This is a genomic window from Roseomonas sp. USHLN139 (assembly GCF_037145735.1).
Lineage (GTDB): Bacteria > Pseudomonadota > Alphaproteobacteria > Acetobacterales > Acetobacteraceae > Pseudoroseomonas.
Genome location: NZ_JBBCWY010000001.1, coordinates 718,747 through 733,319, shown reverse-complemented (window position 1 = coordinate 733,319; position 14,573 = coordinate 718,747). Strand labels below are relative to the sequence as shown.

Annotated in this window: 15 protein-coding genes and 1 tRNA gene; 8 read left to right on the top strand and 8 right to left on the bottom strand. The window is 73.5% G+C overall.

Going from position 1 to position 14,573, the window contains the following annotated elements:
• Positions 1-54 precede the first annotated feature (54 nt).
• On the top strand, positions 55-1,185 hold the full coding sequence (locus tag WFI16_RS03410) for a hypothetical protein (protein ID WP_419896385.1): 1,131 nt from the start codon (positions 55-57) through the stop codon (positions 1,183-1,185).
• Positions 1,186-1,191: 6 nt separating this feature from the next.
• Here WFI16_RS03410 and WFI16_RS03405 read toward each other — a convergent pair whose 3' ends face one another.
• The 6 genes from WFI16_RS03405 to WFI16_RS03380 all read right to left on the bottom strand — a co-directional run bounded on the left by WFI16_RS03405 (position 1,192) and on the right by WFI16_RS03380 (position 6,858).
• Complete coding sequence (locus WFI16_RS03405) at positions 1,192-1,656, bottom strand: GNAT family N-acetyltransferase (protein WP_419896384.1); 465 nt, start codon at positions 1,654-1,656, stop codon at positions 1,192-1,194.
• Between the two features lies 1 nt (position 1,657).
• Complete coding sequence (locus WFI16_RS03400; RefSeq protein ID WP_419896383.1) at positions 1,658-2,860, bottom strand: pyridoxal phosphate-dependent aminotransferase; 1,203 nt, start codon at positions 2,858-2,860, stop codon at positions 1,658-1,660.
• 132 nt (positions 2,861-2,992) lie between these two features.
• The gene (locus WFI16_RS03395; protein ID WP_419896382.1) at positions 2,993-3,802 is read right to left on the bottom strand and encodes an ABC transporter permease subunit; all 810 of its coding nucleotides are present in this window, start codon (positions 3,800-3,802) and stop codon (positions 2,993-2,995) included.
• Entirely contained in the window at positions 3,799-4,647 is an 849-nt protein-coding gene (locus WFI16_RS03390) for an ABC transporter permease (RefSeq protein WP_419896381.1), read from the bottom strand. The genes WFI16_RS03395 and WFI16_RS03390 overlap by 4 nt, the downstream gene beginning before the upstream one ends.
• Positions 4,647-5,693 carry an ABC transporter ATP-binding protein gene (locus WFI16_RS03385; protein WP_419896380.1) on the bottom strand — a complete coding sequence of 349 codons (1,047 nt, stop codon included), beginning with the start codon at positions 5,691-5,693 and terminating at the stop codon, positions 4,647-4,649. The genes WFI16_RS03390 and WFI16_RS03385 overlap by 1 nt, the downstream gene beginning before the upstream one ends.
• Position 5,694: 1 nt before the next feature.
• Complete coding sequence (locus WFI16_RS03380; RefSeq protein WP_419896379.1) at positions 5,695-6,858, bottom strand: polyamine ABC transporter substrate-binding protein; 1,164 nt, start codon at positions 6,856-6,858, stop codon at positions 5,695-5,697.
• Positions 6,859-7,165: 307 nt separating this feature from the next.
• Between WFI16_RS03380 and WFI16_RS03375 the strand changes: the two genes are divergently transcribed.
• The 7 genes from WFI16_RS03375 to WFI16_RS03345 all read left to right on the top strand — a co-directional run bounded on the left by WFI16_RS03375 (position 7,166) and on the right by WFI16_RS03345 (position 12,422).
• Positions 7,166-7,819: a hypothetical protein gene (locus WFI16_RS03375; RefSeq protein WP_419896378.1), complete on the top strand. Its 654-nt coding sequence runs from the start codon at positions 7,166-7,168 to the stop codon at positions 7,817-7,819.
• A 69-nt stretch (positions 7,820-7,888) separates the two neighbouring features.
• Positions 7,889-10,111 (top strand): glycosyl hydrolase family 28-related protein, encoded by a 2,223-nt coding sequence (locus tag WFI16_RS03370; protein ID WP_419896377.1) that lies wholly within the window; start codon positions 7,889-7,891, stop codon positions 10,109-10,111.
• Positions 10,111-11,364, top strand: a complete 1,254-nt coding sequence (locus tag WFI16_RS03365) for a phage head spike fiber domain-containing protein (protein ID WP_419896376.1) — start codon at positions 10,111-10,113, stop codon at positions 11,362-11,364. Before WFI16_RS03370 ends, WFI16_RS03365 begins: the two co-directional genes overlap by 1 nt.
• Positions 11,365-11,401: 37 nt before the next feature.
• Positions 11,402-11,773, top strand: coding sequence for a phage tail fiber protein (locus WFI16_RS03360; RefSeq protein ID WP_419896375.1), 372 nt, complete (start codon positions 11,402-11,404; stop codon positions 11,771-11,773).
• A gap of 13 nt (positions 11,774-11,786) precedes the next feature.
• Positions 11,787-11,978: a hypothetical protein gene (locus WFI16_RS03355; RefSeq protein ID WP_419896374.1), complete on the top strand. Its 192-nt coding sequence runs from the start codon at positions 11,787-11,789 to the stop codon at positions 11,976-11,978.
• Between the two features lie 70 nt (positions 11,979-12,048).
• On the top strand, positions 12,049-12,246 hold the full coding sequence (locus WFI16_RS03350; RefSeq protein ID WP_419896373.1) for a hypothetical protein: 198 nt from the start codon (positions 12,049-12,051) through the stop codon (positions 12,244-12,246).
• A 101-nt stretch (positions 12,247-12,347) separates the two neighbouring features.
• Positions 12,348-12,422: transfer RNA gene (locus WFI16_RS03345), tRNA-Thr, on the top strand.
• Positions 12,423-12,552: 130 nt separating this feature from the next.
• On the opposite strand, the gene WFI16_RS03340 is transcribed toward WFI16_RS03345, so the two are convergent.
• Complete coding sequence (locus tag WFI16_RS03340; RefSeq protein ID WP_419896372.1) at positions 12,553-13,956, bottom strand: PepSY-associated TM helix domain-containing protein; 1,404 nt, start codon at positions 13,954-13,956, stop codon at positions 12,553-12,555.
• Positions 13,957-14,022: 66 nt separating this feature from the next.
• Positions 14,023-14,415 (bottom strand): DUF2946 family protein, encoded by a 393-nt coding sequence (locus tag WFI16_RS03335; RefSeq protein WP_419896371.1) that lies wholly within the window; start codon positions 14,413-14,415, stop codon positions 14,023-14,025.
• Positions 14,416-14,573 lie beyond the last annotated feature (158 nt).

The window sequence follows — 14,573 nt, the reverse complement described above, 5'->3', positions numbered from 1 at the left end:
CCGGCCGCGCTACCGGCTGTATCAGCCAGCGCCAACCGAGAGCGAGGCGGACTCTTGACCAAGACATCCTGGCGCGACCTGCGCCGCCCCCTGCTGGCCATCGCCCTGGCGCTGCTGCCCTTCTGGCTGTTCCTCGGCGCCAGCAACGAGCTGCGGGTCAATGGCGAGCTGGTCGGCGGCAGCCGCTTCAACCTGGGCGGGCTGGCCATGGCGCTGGCCGGCCTCGGCCTGGCCGTCGGTATCCTGCGCGAGCGGCCGCGCCGGACGCCCCGCCTAGCGCTGGCGCTGCTTGCCCTGCCGCTCTGCCTGTTCCAGGCCGCCGTCTCGGCCGAGATCCTGTCGCTGGACCGCCTCCAGGCGGCGCTGCTCGGGCCGCCGGCGCCGGACCCGGCCGCCGGGCTGAGCCAGGCGGAGCGCGCCCGCCTGGCCGCCAGCGCCCGCCGCCCGATCCTCGACGAGGTGGTGCTGCGCGACGAGTTCCTGACGGTCTCCCGGCGGCTGCGGGCACAGACCGAGGAGCACATCGCCTATGCCACGCTCTGCCACCGCCATGCCTGGCTGGCGGTGGCGCCGCTGCCGGCCTGGCTCTCCGAGGCCGAGCGCGCCGAGGTCGCCGCCGCCGGCAACGGCGCGCGCTCGGCGACGCCGCCGGCCTGCAGCGCGGCAGCCTCCCGCAGCCTGATGCAGGATCTCGCTGAACAGGCGCTGCGCGACCGCGACTTGGCCGACATCATCCAGGCGGCGCGGGAGGAACGCTTCGGCACCGGGCCGGCGCAGCCCGGCCCGCCGCCCTGGCAGCTCGAGGGCGCCCCCGCCGCGCTGGGCGAGACGGGCGAGGCGCTGCGCGCCCGCCTCGGCCTCGCGGACCGGCCCGAGCCGCTGGAGGGCGCGCCCGAGGCCTCGCCGCTGCAGGCGCGGCTGCCGCTCGGCCCCGGCGTCACCGCCTATCTGGACCGCGCGGGCGTGGTGCGCGGCCTGCTGCTGGAGGAGGGCTTCGCCGGCAGGCTGGGCGGGGTGCGGCCGACCCAGACGGCGAGCAGCGTGCTGCGCCGACACGGCCCGCCGGCGCGCGAGGTGGCGCTGCAGGGCGGCGTGCGCGGCCTGCTCTACGGCCATGAGGATGGCGCCGTGCCGCGCTTCGACATGCGCGACGGCGCCGTGGTGGGCATGCTGCTGATCCGCTGAGGGCGCTCAGCGTCGCGGCGGCAGCTCCATCGCCCAGTCGAATTCCTGCTCGGCGGTGGTGACGAAGCCCAGCCGCGCATAGAAGGCACGCGCCCGGCTGCCCTTCAGCACCTCGAGCCGCAGCGGCAGGTGGTCGCGCTCCCGCATGATCGCCAGCATCACGGCGCGGCCGAGGCCGGCGCCCTGCGCGTCGGGCTCCAGGTAGAGCTGCGAGACCTCGCGGTGGTCGGCATGGTCGTCGACCGTGACGCAGCCCAGCAGCCTGCCATCGGGGGCCTCGATCAGGCGGGTCGCCGCGGGGCGGAAGGCCGCGCGCATGCGGGCGCGGCGGCGGGCGGGGTCCCAGCGGCCGATGGCTTCCAGCTGCGGCCGCATGGTGCGGACCGAGAGGTCGAGCAGCCGCTCGAAATCCGCCTCCGCCGCCGGCTGGAAGCGGAAGGGCGGGAGATCCCGCCCCTCCGGGGTCGTCACCTTACTTGAGGCCGGCGCAGAAGCGCTGGATGCGCGTGCAGGCCTCGGTCAGCGAGGCGTCGTCGGTCGCGTAGCTGATGCGGAAATGGCCGGGGAACATGAAGGCCGAGCCGTGCACGGCGGCGACGCCCTCTTCCTCCAGCAGCGCGGTGACGAAATCCTCGTCCGTCTCGATCCGGCGGCCGCCGGCGCTGGTCTTGCCCAGGCAGCCATGGATCGAGGGGAAGACGTAGAAGGCGCCCTCGGGCGTCAGGCAGTGGATGCCCGGCGCCTGGTTCAGCAGGCCGACCACCAGGTCGCGGCGGCGCTCATAGGCGACGCGCATGGTCTCGACCGAATCCTGCGGGCCGTTCAGCGCCTCGACCGCGGCGGCCTGGCTGATCGAGGAGGTCGAGGAGGTCGACTGGCTCTGCAGCTTGTCCATCGCCTTGGCCAGCTTCAGCGGCGCGCCGGCGAAGCCGATGCGCCAGCCGGTCATCGCCCAGGCCTTGGAGCAGCCGTTCATGGTGATGGTGCGGTCGCGCAGCGCCGGCTCCACCTCGACGATGGTGCTGCACTTGAAGCCGCCATAGACCAGCTTCTCGTAGATGTCGTCGGTGAAGACCCAGACCTGCGGGTGGCGCAGCAGCACCTCGGCCAGCGCCTTCAGCTCGGCCGCGCTATAGGCCGCGCCGGTCGGGTTGGACGGGTTGTTGAGGATCAGCCACTTGGTCTTCGGCGTGATCGCCGCCTCGAGCTGCTCGGGCGTGATCTTGAAGCCCTGGTTCTGCCCGGCCGGGACGATCACCGGCTTGCCATCGGCCAGCGCCACGATGTCCGGGTAGGAGACCCAGCAGGGGGCGGGGATGATCGCCTCGTCGCCGGCGTTCATCGTCGCCAGCATGGCGTTGAAGATCACCTGCTTGCCGCCGGTGGAGACGACGATCTCCTCGGCCGAGTAGTCGATGCCGTGCTCGCGCTTGAAATAGGCGGCGGCCGCCTCGCGCAGCGCCTTGGTGCCGGAGACGTCGGTGTAGCGCGTCTCGCCCCGCTCCATGGCCGCGATGGCCGCGTCCTTGATGTTGCGCGGGGTCTCGAAATCCGGCTCGCCAGCCGAGAGGCTGATGATGTTGCGGCCCTCGGCCTTCAGCGCGCGCGCCTTGGCGGAGATGGCAATGGTCTGCGAGGGCGAGATGCGGTCGAGCCGCTCGGCGGTCAGGGACATGGCGATGGCGATCCGGTCACAAAAAAGACGGCCGGACCCTACGCCCCTGTCCGCGGCGCGACAACCTGTCGCTGACCGAATTGAACGCCGCCCGGCCAGGGAACCCGCCGGGCGGGGGCGCGCCGCCGGGCCCTACTCCGCGCGGGTGCGGCGGCGGAAGCCGGCCTGCAGCAGCAGCGCCGCCGCCAGCGCCCCTGCCCCCAGCGCGAGGATGACGCAGGCCAGCGCATTGACCTCCGGCGTCAGGCCGAGACGCAGCATGGAGAAGACCTGCATCGGCAGGGTGGTGCCGGCGGGGCCGGAGACGAAGCTGGCCACCACGACGTCGTCCAGCGACAGGGTGAAGGCCAGCAGCCAGCCGGCCGCCAGCGACGGCGCCATTAGCGGCAGGGTGACGGTGCGGAAGGCGGTGGCCGGCGTCGCGCCCAGGTCGCGGGCGGCCTCCTCCAGCTCCGGCGCCAGCTCGGCCAGGCGGGCCTGGACCAGCACGGCGGCATAGGCGGCGCCGATCGTCGCATGCGCCAGCAGGATGGTGCTGGCGCCGCGCTCGGCCGGCCAGCCCAGCGCCCCCTGCAGCAGCACGAAGAACAGCAGCAGCGCCAGGCCGATCACCACGTCGGGCAGCACCAGCGGCGCCCCGGCCAGCGCGCCGAAGATCGCCCGTCCGCGGAACGGCCCGCGCCGCGCCAGCACCAGGCCGAAGCTGCCGCCCAGCAGCACCGCCAGCGTCGCCGCGCCGAAGGCGACGCGCAGCGACAGCAGCGCCGCCTCGACCAGGCGGTCATTGGCGGCCAGCACGCGGAACCAGTGGAGGGAAAAACCGCCCCACTGGAAGGGAATCCGGTCGGCGCTGAAGGCATAGAGGGCCAGCAGCAGCACCGGCAGCCACACGAAGCCGAGGCCGAGGGCCAGGAAGGCGGCGGCCAGCCTGCCGCTTCTCACCGGCCGGTGCCCAGGCGCTGGAAGAGGCGGATCGGCGCCAGCAGCAGCGCCAGCAGCAGCACGGCCAGCGCCGCCGCCGTCGGCCAGTCGCGGTTCTGGAAGAATTCCTGCCACAGCACGCGGCCGACCATCGGCGTGCCGGGCGGGCCGAGCAGCTCGGGGATGACGTATTCCCCGGCGGCCGGAATGAAGACCAGCAGAAAGGCCGCGGCCGCGCCGGGGATCGCCAGCGGCAGGGTGATGCTGGCGAAGACCCGCGCCGGGGTGGCGCCGAGATCGGCCGCCGCCTCCTCCAGCGCCGTGTCGCGCCGCGACAGCGAGGCATAGAGCGGCAGCACGGCAAAGGGCAGATAGGCGTGCAGCATGCCGAGGAACAGCGCCGGCCAGGAATAGAGCAGCGGCAGCGGCGCCTCGATCAGGCCGAGAGTCTGCAGCACGCCATTGACCCAGCCCTCGTCGCGCAGCAGGCCGATCCAGGCGCCGATGCGCGGCAGGAAGCCGGTCCAGAAGGGCAGCAGCAGGGCGAAGAGCAGCGGCCCGCGCCAGGAGGGCCGCGCCCGCGCCAGGCCCAGCGCCATCGGGAAGGCCAGCAGCAGGCAGAGCGTCGCCGCCCCCCCGGCCACCAGCAGCGCGCCGCCCAGCGACTCGACATAGAAGGGGTCGGTCAGCACCAGGGTGAAGGCGTCGAGGCTGAGGCCCCCGACCCAGGGCAGCGCGAAGGGCGGCACGCCCTCGGCGGCGGTGGAGAGGGCCAGGACCAGCACCACCAGCAGCGGGGCGGCGACGAAGGCGGCCAGCCAGGCGCCGGCCGTCCATGGCAACAATTGTGGCAGCAGGCGCCGCATCAGCCGGCCAGCGGCACCAGCGCCGCCGCCTCCCAGCCCAGCGCGATGCGGCTGCCGCGGTCGGGCGGCGGGCCGTCCTCCTCGGCATGGCCGACGCGCAGCAGGGCGCCGCCGGGGGCGCGCACCAGCAGCAGGCTGTCATCGCCGCGGAAGGCCACCTCCTCGACGAGGCCCTCGAAGCTGTTGGGGCGGCCGGCGGCGGCGAGATGGGCGATGCGCTCCGGCCGCAGCGCGCAGGCGCGGCAACCGGCCGGGATGGCGGCCGCCGGATGCAGCGTCATGCCGAGCCCGGGGCAGTCGAAGCCGCCCTGCCCGTCCGGCGCCCCCTCCAGCACATTGGCGCCGCCCAGGAAGCCGGCGACGAAGCGGGTGGCGGGCCGGTCATAGACGGCGCGCGGCGGGCCGAGCTGCACCAGCCGCCCGCCCTCCAGCACGGCAACACGGTCGGCCAGCGCCAGCGCCTCCTGCTGGTCATGGGTGACCATGATGAAGGCGGCCCCGGTCTCGCGCTGCAGCGCGCGCAGCTCGAAGCCGGTGCGCTCGCGCAGATTGGCGTCGAGCGCGCCCAGCGGCTCGTCCAGCAGCAGCAGCCGCGGCCGCTTGACCAGGGCGCGCGCCAGGGCGACGCGCTGCTTCTGCCCGCCCGACAGCTTTTGCGGAATCCGTCCGCCGAAGCCCTCCAATCCCACCATGGCCAGGGCCTGCTCGACCCGGCGGGCGCGTTCGGGCCTGGCAACGCCGTCGCGCTTCAGGCCGTAGGCGACGTTTTCCGCGACGCTCAGATGCGGGAACAGCGCATAGGACTGGAACATCATGTTCAGCGGCCGCGCATGCGGCGGCAGCGGCGCCAAATCGCGGCCTTCCAGCAGGATCCGCCCGGCATCCGCGGCCTCGAAGCCGGCGATCACCCGCAGCAGGGTCGACTTCCCCGACCCCGAGCCGCCGAGCAGCGTCAGGAACTCGCCGCCCGAGACGGCGAGGTCGAGATCATCCAGCGCCAGCGTCGCGCCGAAGCGCTTGCTCAGCCCCTGCAGCGCCAGCAGCACGTCAGCGGCCGGCCTTGAAGCGGCCCCAGCTGCGGCTGCGCGCCCGCTCGGCCGCCGGCGCCAGGGCATTGACGGTGAAGGTGCGGGTCAGCGCCTCGGCGGTCGGATAGACATTCGGGTCGTCGCGCACCGCCGCCTCCACCATCGGGCGCGAGGCCGGGACGGCATTGGGGTAGCGCACCTGGTTGGTGATGCCGGCCATCACGTCGGGCTGCAGCAGGAAGTCGATGAAGCGCTGCGCCGCTTCCGGGTTCGGCGCATCGGCCGGGATGGCCAGCATGTCGAACCAGAGCTGCGCGCCCTCCTTCGGCGCCACATAGCCGATCTGCACGCCGCGGCCGGCCTCGCGGGCGCGCGCCTGGGCCTGGATGACGTCGCCGCTATAGGTCAGCACGACGCAGTATTCGCCATTGGCCAGGGCGTCCATCAGGTTGCCGCTGGCGGTGATGGCGCGGATCTGCGGGCGGATCGCCAGCAGCGCGTCCTCGGCGGCGCGCAGGTCGCGCGGCTCGGCGGTGTTGGGGTCGCGGCCCAGCCAGCGCAGCACGCTGGGCATCACGTCGATCGCCGAATCCATCACCGCGATGCCGCAGCGCGCCAGGCGCCGCGCATTCTCCGGCTTCAGCAGCAGGTCCAGGCTGTCGAGCGGCGCATCGGGGGCGAACTCCCGCAGCTTGTCCGGCCGGATGCCCAGCCCGATGGTGCCGTAGAGATAGATGGCGCCATGCCGGTTGCCGGGGTCGGAGCTTTCCACCTGGCGCAGCAGGGTCGGGTCCTGGTTGCCCCAGTTGGGGATCGCCGCCCGATCCAGCGGCCGCAGGGCGCCGGCCCGGACCAGCCGGGAGAAACTCGGCTCGCTGGTCGGCACCACCACGTCATAGCCGGAGCGTCCGGCCGAGAGCTTGCCCTCCAGCGTCTCCAGGCTGTCGAAGACGTCGTAGCGGACGCGGATGCCGGTCTCGCGCTGGAAGCGGGCGATGGCATAGGGGTCGATATAGTCCGACCAGTTGTAGACGTTCAGCACGGTCTGTCCCGACGCCGGCGCGGCGGGCGGGCCGGCCTGCTGGGCGGCGGCGCCGCCGGGCTGCTGGGCGGCGGTGCCGCCGGGCTGCAGGGCCAGGAAGGGGGCCGCCAGAAGAGCGGCGGCGAGCAGGCGGCGAAGCATGCGGTCATTCCTGCGGGCTGGAGGGGCGGCGGCGCCGGAGGCAGGAAACCTACGCGCCGTCCGCCCGGCGGTCCACGGGCCAAGCAGAGCCCCGGCGTCATCCTGGCCGTTATAGGATTTTTTTCTTGACTTCATCCAGCAACGTATTTAATTCCTAATCCGTCAGCGGGCGAACTGCGCCTGCCGCCTGCCCGCCCACCCGACCCATCCCTCCCCCCGCCCTGGCGACCGAGCCCGGCCCTGCCCCCGCAGTGCCGGGCTTTTCGCGTCCGGGGCCTTCGGTCCGCCGATCCAGCAGGAGACGCGCATGCCCTTCGATGCCCGCGGCCTCACCGCGCTCGCCAACACCGACAGCTTCACCCTCTGGCTCTACATCACCACCGACACCCGCGCCGCGGTGCTGGCCCCAGGCTATTTCACCGCGGCGATCAGCCGCCTGAAGCCCGGCCATGTGATCCTGCTGGAAGCGGCCGACGCCATCGTGCTGATGCCGGTGCTGGCCAATGGCAATGTCGGCAACGGCCTGGTCCTGAGCGCCACCGCCGCGCCGATCCGCATCAATGTCGAGGTGGCGCTGCTGTTCGAGATGACGATCGAGGCGGTCACCGCGCAGACCCGCAGCGTCGCGCTCGATCCGCTGCCGAGCGGCCTCTATGTCGGCCGCGTCTTCACCGCCGCGGCCAGGACCAGCGGCCCGGTCAGCTCGGTGATCTTCAGCCTGCTCAACGCCGCCGGCACGGCGATCGCGGGACCGACCACGGTCGCCGTCTCGGCCGGCAGCGCCAGCATCGACTTTACCGCCCCCTCGCCCGGCAGCGGCTATCGCATCCGGGTGGCCGACGCGGCCGAGCCGCTGGCGACGCAGACCTCGTCCTCCTTCGTGGTGACCGAGCCCTATGCGCTGCTGACCGAGGCCGGGCTGAGCCTGGTCGGCAGCGAGGGCGGCGAGCTGCTGCTGTGAGCTGACCACGCGCCCCGCCCCCCTTCCGTCGCCGCCCTCCCCGCGCTCGCGCCAAGGATCCCTCCGACGATGGCCGACAAGAAGATCACCGAGCTGCCCGTGGTCGGCAGCATCTCCGACCAGGACATCGCCCCCGTGGTGCAGGGCGGCCTGGTCTCCGGCGAGACCCGCCGCACCACCATCGCCCAGCTGCGCAGCGGCATCCTGGCCGAGCGGCCGCTGCATGTGCGTGAATTCGGCGCCGTCGGCGACGGCAGCACCGACGACACCGCCGCGATCAACGCGGCGATCGCCGCCGCCGCCGCGCTCGGCGGCGGCACCGTCATGCTGGGGCCGCGCCGCTACCTGGTGAACAGCGGCGAGCTGCTGGTGCGGGAGAACGTCATCCTGCAGGGCCAGCCGCACCAGGGCGGCTTCCGCATGAACAGCGACTACGCCACGCTCCGCTACGCCATCCTGCTGAACCCGGCCTATACCATCCGGGTGCAGCGCAATGGCGGCGTGCACGGCGTCGCCATCCTGCGCACCGGCATGAACCGGGCGACGACGCTGCGCCAGGGGCTGGACGAGGCCGCCGCCTTCGCCGGCACCGCCGTCACCCTCGGCAATGGCGCCGCCGGCGCCAGCGCCGGCAACGGTGCCGACAGCTCGCTCAGCCGGCTGCTGATCCTCGGCTTCGAATGGGGCATCTACAGCGACGGCAATGCCCGCGTGCGGATCAGCGACATCCTGGGCGACTGCACCAACGGCCTCTATCTCGGCCGCTCCTTCGACGTCTCGCGCGTCAGCGAGGTGAACTGGCACCCGCTGCTGACCACCGCGCGCAGCTGGTCGAACACCCGCCTGCCGATCGCGGCCGTCGAGAACAACGGCAGCGGCCTGTTCCGCCTGACCACCGCCAGCCCGCACGGCCTCGCCACCGGCGACATGATCAACGTGGCCGAGGTGCGCAGCAGCGGCGCGCCGGCCTGCTACGGCCGCTGGATCGTCACCGTGGTGGACGGCAGCCGGCTCGACCTGCAGGGCAGCGCCTTCGCCGGCGCCTGGAGCTCGGGCGGCGCGGTCTACATCAACCCGAACCGCCGCCTCGGCATCGCCTTCGTGGTCAACGACGCCGACATGGCGAGCTTCGAGAACTGCTTCGAATACGGCCACGAGATCGGCTTCGACATCCGCAACGCCGTGCATGCCGGGCACTTCAACAACATCGGCACCGATGGCTGGAACGACATGGCGGACCCGACCACCATCGGCATCCGCATCGCCGGTACCTCGCTGCGCAACAAGGTCGTCGGCGGCTTCATCTCGTCGAAGGGCTGCTCGGTGCAGGTCAGCACCACCGGCACCGAGCAGCACGAGATCATCGGCGTCGATGTCACCGGCGGCGCCCGCCGCATCGCCGAGGTGCTGAGCGGCCAGCTCTCCTTCGTCGGCTGCGACTTCACCGGCGCGCCCGGCACCAGCAATGTCTCGATCAGCGCGATCCATCTGGGCGCCAGCACCGGCAGCCTGATCGTCAATGGCTGCGACACCAGCGCGGTCACCTTCACCGCCGACAATGCGGCGGCGATGCAGCGGCTGCAGCTGCTGGGCAACCGGCCGGTGCCGGCAAGCCCGACCACCCAGCGCATCGCCGCCGGCCGGGTCGAGCTCGCCTCGGTCTCCGCCTCGGCGGCGATCGAGACGCGGCTCTCGGCCGATACCGACGGCGCGGTGAACATCCACCGCCGCGGCGGCAGCGACGGGGCGCAGGTGACGCTGGCCAACAGCGCCAACAACCCGGTGGCGCAGCTGACCGTGGCCGGCAATGACCTGCTGCTGGAGACCCGCAGCGGCACCACCGCCACCGAGCGGCTGCGGCTGGCCAGCAACGGCACGCTGACCGTCGCGACCGGCCCCCTGGTGCTGGCCGCCGACCCGACCGCGGCGCTGCACGCCGCGACGCGGCAATATGTCGACGCGCAGTTCACCGACCGGCGGCTGGCCACCGTGCTGCTCTCGGGCGCCACCGCGCTGAACCAGGCCAGCCACAATGCCCGGCTGCTGATCGCCAATCCCGGCACCACGCTGTCGATCAACTGGGCCAGCACCGGCGACGGCTTCTCCTGCAGCGTGGTCAACCGCACCGGCGCCGACCTCGGCCTCACCCTGTCGGGCTTCACCGGCAGCACGCCGAGCAACAGCGACGGCTTCACCAGGATCCGCGCCGGCGGCGTGGCGACGCTGCTGCTCTACTCGCCCGATGGCGGCACCACCCGCATCTGCCACCTGACCGGCGCGGGGGCGCCCTGATGTTCCAGCACACCCCGATGGCCGGTGCGGTGACGCCGGAGACGGCGCTGCGCCTGCTCGGCCCCGGCTTCACCGAGCGGCTGGCGGTGAGCCGTGCCGGCGCCGCCCTGGCGCAGGACGCGGCCGGACTCTGGCAGCCGGCAGCGGCCGACACGCCGCGCTTCCAGGGCCCGGCCCGCCGCCTGCTGGTCGAGGAGGCGCGTGGCAACCTGCTGCGCAATCCGCGCGCCGAGGGCGCGGTGGCCGGCACCCCCGGCACGCCGCCCACCACCTGGACCACCTTCAACAGCGCCGGCCTGTCGCTCGCCCTCGCCGGCACCGGCGTCGAGGACAACATCCCCTTCACCGACTGGCGTCTCTCCGGCACCGCGACGGCGGCCGGCCAGGTGCAGGTGAAGTTCGAGGCGGCCACCCGGGTGGTGGCCGCCCAGGGCGAGACCTGGACCGGCAGCTTCTTCGCCCGGATCGCCGCCGGCGCGCTGCCGGCCGGCATCGTGCAGGCCCTGCTGATCGAATACACCGCCGTCGGCGGCTTCCTGTCGGAAAGCGGCGCCGATATCCGGGCGGTGACCAGCGCCCCGCTGCGCGGCCAGCGCTGGTCGCACACCCGGACGCTGGCCAGCGCCAGCACGGGGCGGCTGCTGCTGCTGTTCCGCACCAACATCGCCAATGCCGAGGTGGTGGACCTGACCATCCGCCTGGGCTGGCCGCAGCTCGAGAAGGCGGGTTTCGCCTCCTCGCCGATCCTGCCCGCGGCCGGGACGCCGGCCGCCGCCAGCCGTGCCGCCGACGCGCCCGCCTGGCAGCCCGCCGGCGGCTTCGGCCCCGAGGGCACGCTGCTGCTGCAGGCGCTGCTGCCGCGCCCGGCGGGCAGCACGCCGGCCGGGCTGCTGCAGCTCGACGATGGCAGCGACACCAACCGGCTGGTGCTGCGCAACGCCGCCGGTGGCAGCGCCATCCAGGCCCTGGCCATCGGCGGCGGCGCGACGCTGGCGACGCTGGCCGGCGGCACGATGGTCGCCGGCACCGCCTTCCGCGCCGCGCTGGCCTGGTCCGGCACCGAGCTTGCCCTCTGCCTCAATGGCGGCGCGGTGCAGACGGCCACGGCTGCGCTGCCCGCCGGCCTGACCCGGCTGCTGGCCGGCCATGGCAATGCCGCCCTGACCCAGGCCGCCAATGGCGAGCTGGCGCTGCTCGATTACCGGCCGGTGCGCCTGCCCGACGCCATGCTCCAGGCGCTCTCGGCGCCCTGAGCCGCTCCCCCGCCTCCTCGAAAGGGAACAAGCCCGCATGCCCGTCCTGACCGACTACGCGAAGAACATCCTGGCCCGCGCGCTCTGCGGCCGGGCGCCGGCGCTGCCGACCACCATCTTCCTGGCGCTGGGCTCCGGCGGCGGCGCCGCCGGGCTGACCGGCGAGCCGGTCGGCAATGGCTATACCCGGCAGCGGGTGACCTTCACCGGCACCGGCCAGCAGCGCAATGTCGAGACGGTGCGCTTCGTCTTTGGCGCCGCCGCCGGCAACCTCACCCATATCGGCCTCTACGACGCGGCGACCGGCGGCAATGCGCTGGCCTATGGCCTGCTGGCCACCACCGCCGCCGTCTCCGGTCCCGGCACCGTCACCGTGCCGGCCGAGGCCGTCACCGTCACCGGCAGCTGAGGGAGGAGCGGCGATGGAAAGCTGGCTGCGCGCCCAGATCACCCAGCCCAGCACCTGGCGCGGGCTGTTCCTGATGCTCAGCGCCGGCTTCGGCGTCAGCGTCTCGGCCGAGCTGCAGACGGCGCTGCCCAACCTGGCGATCGCCGCCCTCGGCCTGTGGGAGGCGCTCCGCAAGGGCGGCCGCTTCGGCGAGCCCGGCGCCTGAGCGGCACCTTCTCGCAGCGATGTGCGCTCCGGCCGGTCAACGATCCGGCCGGGGCCCGCGTTGCCGCGCCATGCCGAGAACAACCCCGCATCGCAGCCTGGGAGCCCGCATCCGCCGCGTGGCGCTGCGGCTGCAGCTCCTGGTGCTGCTGCTGATCTCCGCCGCCTCCGGCCTGCTGGCGCAGCAGCTCGCCCCGCAGGCCGACCGCGTCGCCGACCGCTACCTCGCCATCGGCGAGGCGCTGGAGGAAGTCGGCTTCAAGCCCTGACCGGCACGCCGCTCCGGGGTGCTTTTCCGCGCTCCGCGCAAAAAGGGGGTTGCGCCGACGCCGCCCGCCCCGTAGAGAGCGCCTCGCTTCCACGGCGGTAAGCTGCTGTAGCTCAGTGGTAGAGCACTCCCTTGGTAAGGGAGAGGTCGAGAGTTCAATCCTCTCTAGCAGCACCACCCCCCTTTTCTTGATGCCTCCCTTTCTTGATGAATGATGCAAGTCGCGCCTCGCCGCGGCTTTTTTTGTGTCTGCCGCCCGGCGCGGGGCCGCGGGACGCGCCCGCGGGCGCGCCCCTTCCCGACCGGATTATTCGGCCGGCAAGACGGCGAAGCGGCGGCGGGCCAGGGCCCAGCGGGCCGCATCCACCCCCCAGAACAGCAGCAGGCTGAGCCCCGCCATCGGCAGCGCCCAGCCGATGCCCAGCGCCAGCAGCGCGACGGTGCCGCGCCAGCGCCAGGACAGCCGCAGCCAGGCGAGCGTCAGGCTGCGCGGCAGCGCCCCCGGCGCCGGCCGGCTCTGCCACCAGATGCGGTAGCCGTAGAGCGTCGCGGCGATCAGGCCGAGGCCGATGGCCGCCATCAGCAGCTGGTTCGGCAGGCCGAACAGCACCCCCATATGGGCGTCTATCCCCCAGCGGATCAGCTTCGCCACGATCGGGAAGGTGGCGAAATCGGCCCGGCTCGTCACCGAGAGGTCGCGCGGGTCGAGGGTGATGGTATCGACCTGGGTCGGCCAGGAGCGGTCGTATTCCCGCACCAGCCAGGCCCGCCCCGGCCGCGGCAGGCGGATCTCGACGAAGGCGGAATCGATCCCGGCGGCGCGCGCGGCCGCCAGCACGGCATCCAGCTGCGCCACCGCGTCCGGTGCGGCGGGCGCCGCCGGCAGGGCGCCGCCGCCATGGTGATGCGCATGCGGGTCCGGCGCCGCAGCCGGGGCCTCGGCCAGGGTCAGCGTCACCGCCGGCGTCACCCAGCCGAGCGCGCCGCGCAGCGCGTCGATCCGCCCGCCTGCCCCTTGCGACCAGGTCAGGCCGGTGGCCGAGAGGAACAGCAGCCCCAGCGCGATCACCACGCCGGTGACGCCGTGCCGGTTGCGGGTGCGCAGCCGGGCATTCTGCGGCGCCTGCCGGGCCAGGCGGCCGGTGCGCCGCCAGGCCCACATCAGCACGCCGCCCAGCGCCAGCAGCCAGAGCCAGGAGGCGGCGAGCTCGCTGTAGAGCCGCCCTGCCTCGCCCAGCATCAGGTTGCGGTGCAGGTAGTCGATGGCGGTGCGCAGCGGCAGCACGCCGCTGGTGCCATAGACGGTCATGTCGCCGCGCACCGCCAGGCTGGCGGGATCGATGAAGAGGGCGCGGCTTTCGGAGTCGCCGAGGCCCGGGACGATGAACATCACCCGCGTGGTCCGCCCCTCGGCGGTGGCGGGGCGCAGCGCGAAGAGCCGCGCCTCGGGCCCGGCGACCGCCTGGGCGGCGGCGGCCTGCTCGGCCAGCGGCCGGGCCGGGCCGGGATCGGCCGCGGTCAGCGTATCGCGGTAGAGCCGGTCCTCGAGCTGCGGGGTGAGGACGTAGAGAACGCCGGTCAGCGCGGCGACCAGCAGGAAGGGGCCGACGAACAGGCCGACATAGAAATGCAGCCGCGTGACGAAAGCCTTGAGCTCGGCGGCCTGGCTGGCGCGCGCGGCCCCGGCTTCCCGGGATGGGGTGGCAGGCATGGTGCAACGGATCCTGAAGAGGACGACGGATCGGCGCCGCTCGGGCGCCGGACGGGTCGGGGGTCTTCAGGCCCGGGGCGGCGCCCGCGAATGGCGGATCGCCGGCGGCGGCGCGAAGCTCAGCGCCCGGACCTGGGCGGCCATGGCGATGGCGGGGCCGGCCACCAGACGCGGCGCCGGCAGCACCGGGCCGGGCACCAGATCGGCCCCGGTCAGCGGCGCCTGGCACAGCTGGCAGCAGCCGGCGGCCTTGGGCAGGCCGGACGGCTCCTCCGGCAGCGCCTGGCCGTCGGGGCCGAGGCGCAGGTTGTGGAAGCCGTCCGGCGTGCAGATGACGATGGTCTCGGCCGCCTGGGCGGTGCCGGCCATCCCCCCCAGATGCGGCCACAGCCCCGCCCCCCACTGCAGCAACAGCAGCAGGGCCAGCAGGCGTAGCAGCGACCGGGCGGGCGAGGACATGACCTTCCCAGACTAGCAAGGTTGCGCGGCGCCTGTCATCGGGGCGCCGGGCGGCATTTTGTCCAGGCATTTTGTCCAGGCATCTGGTCCGGATGTCCTGCCTGGGGCGCCCGTCGGGGGCGCCACCCCGGGCGGCGCTTTGCCGGCCGGCGCGGCGG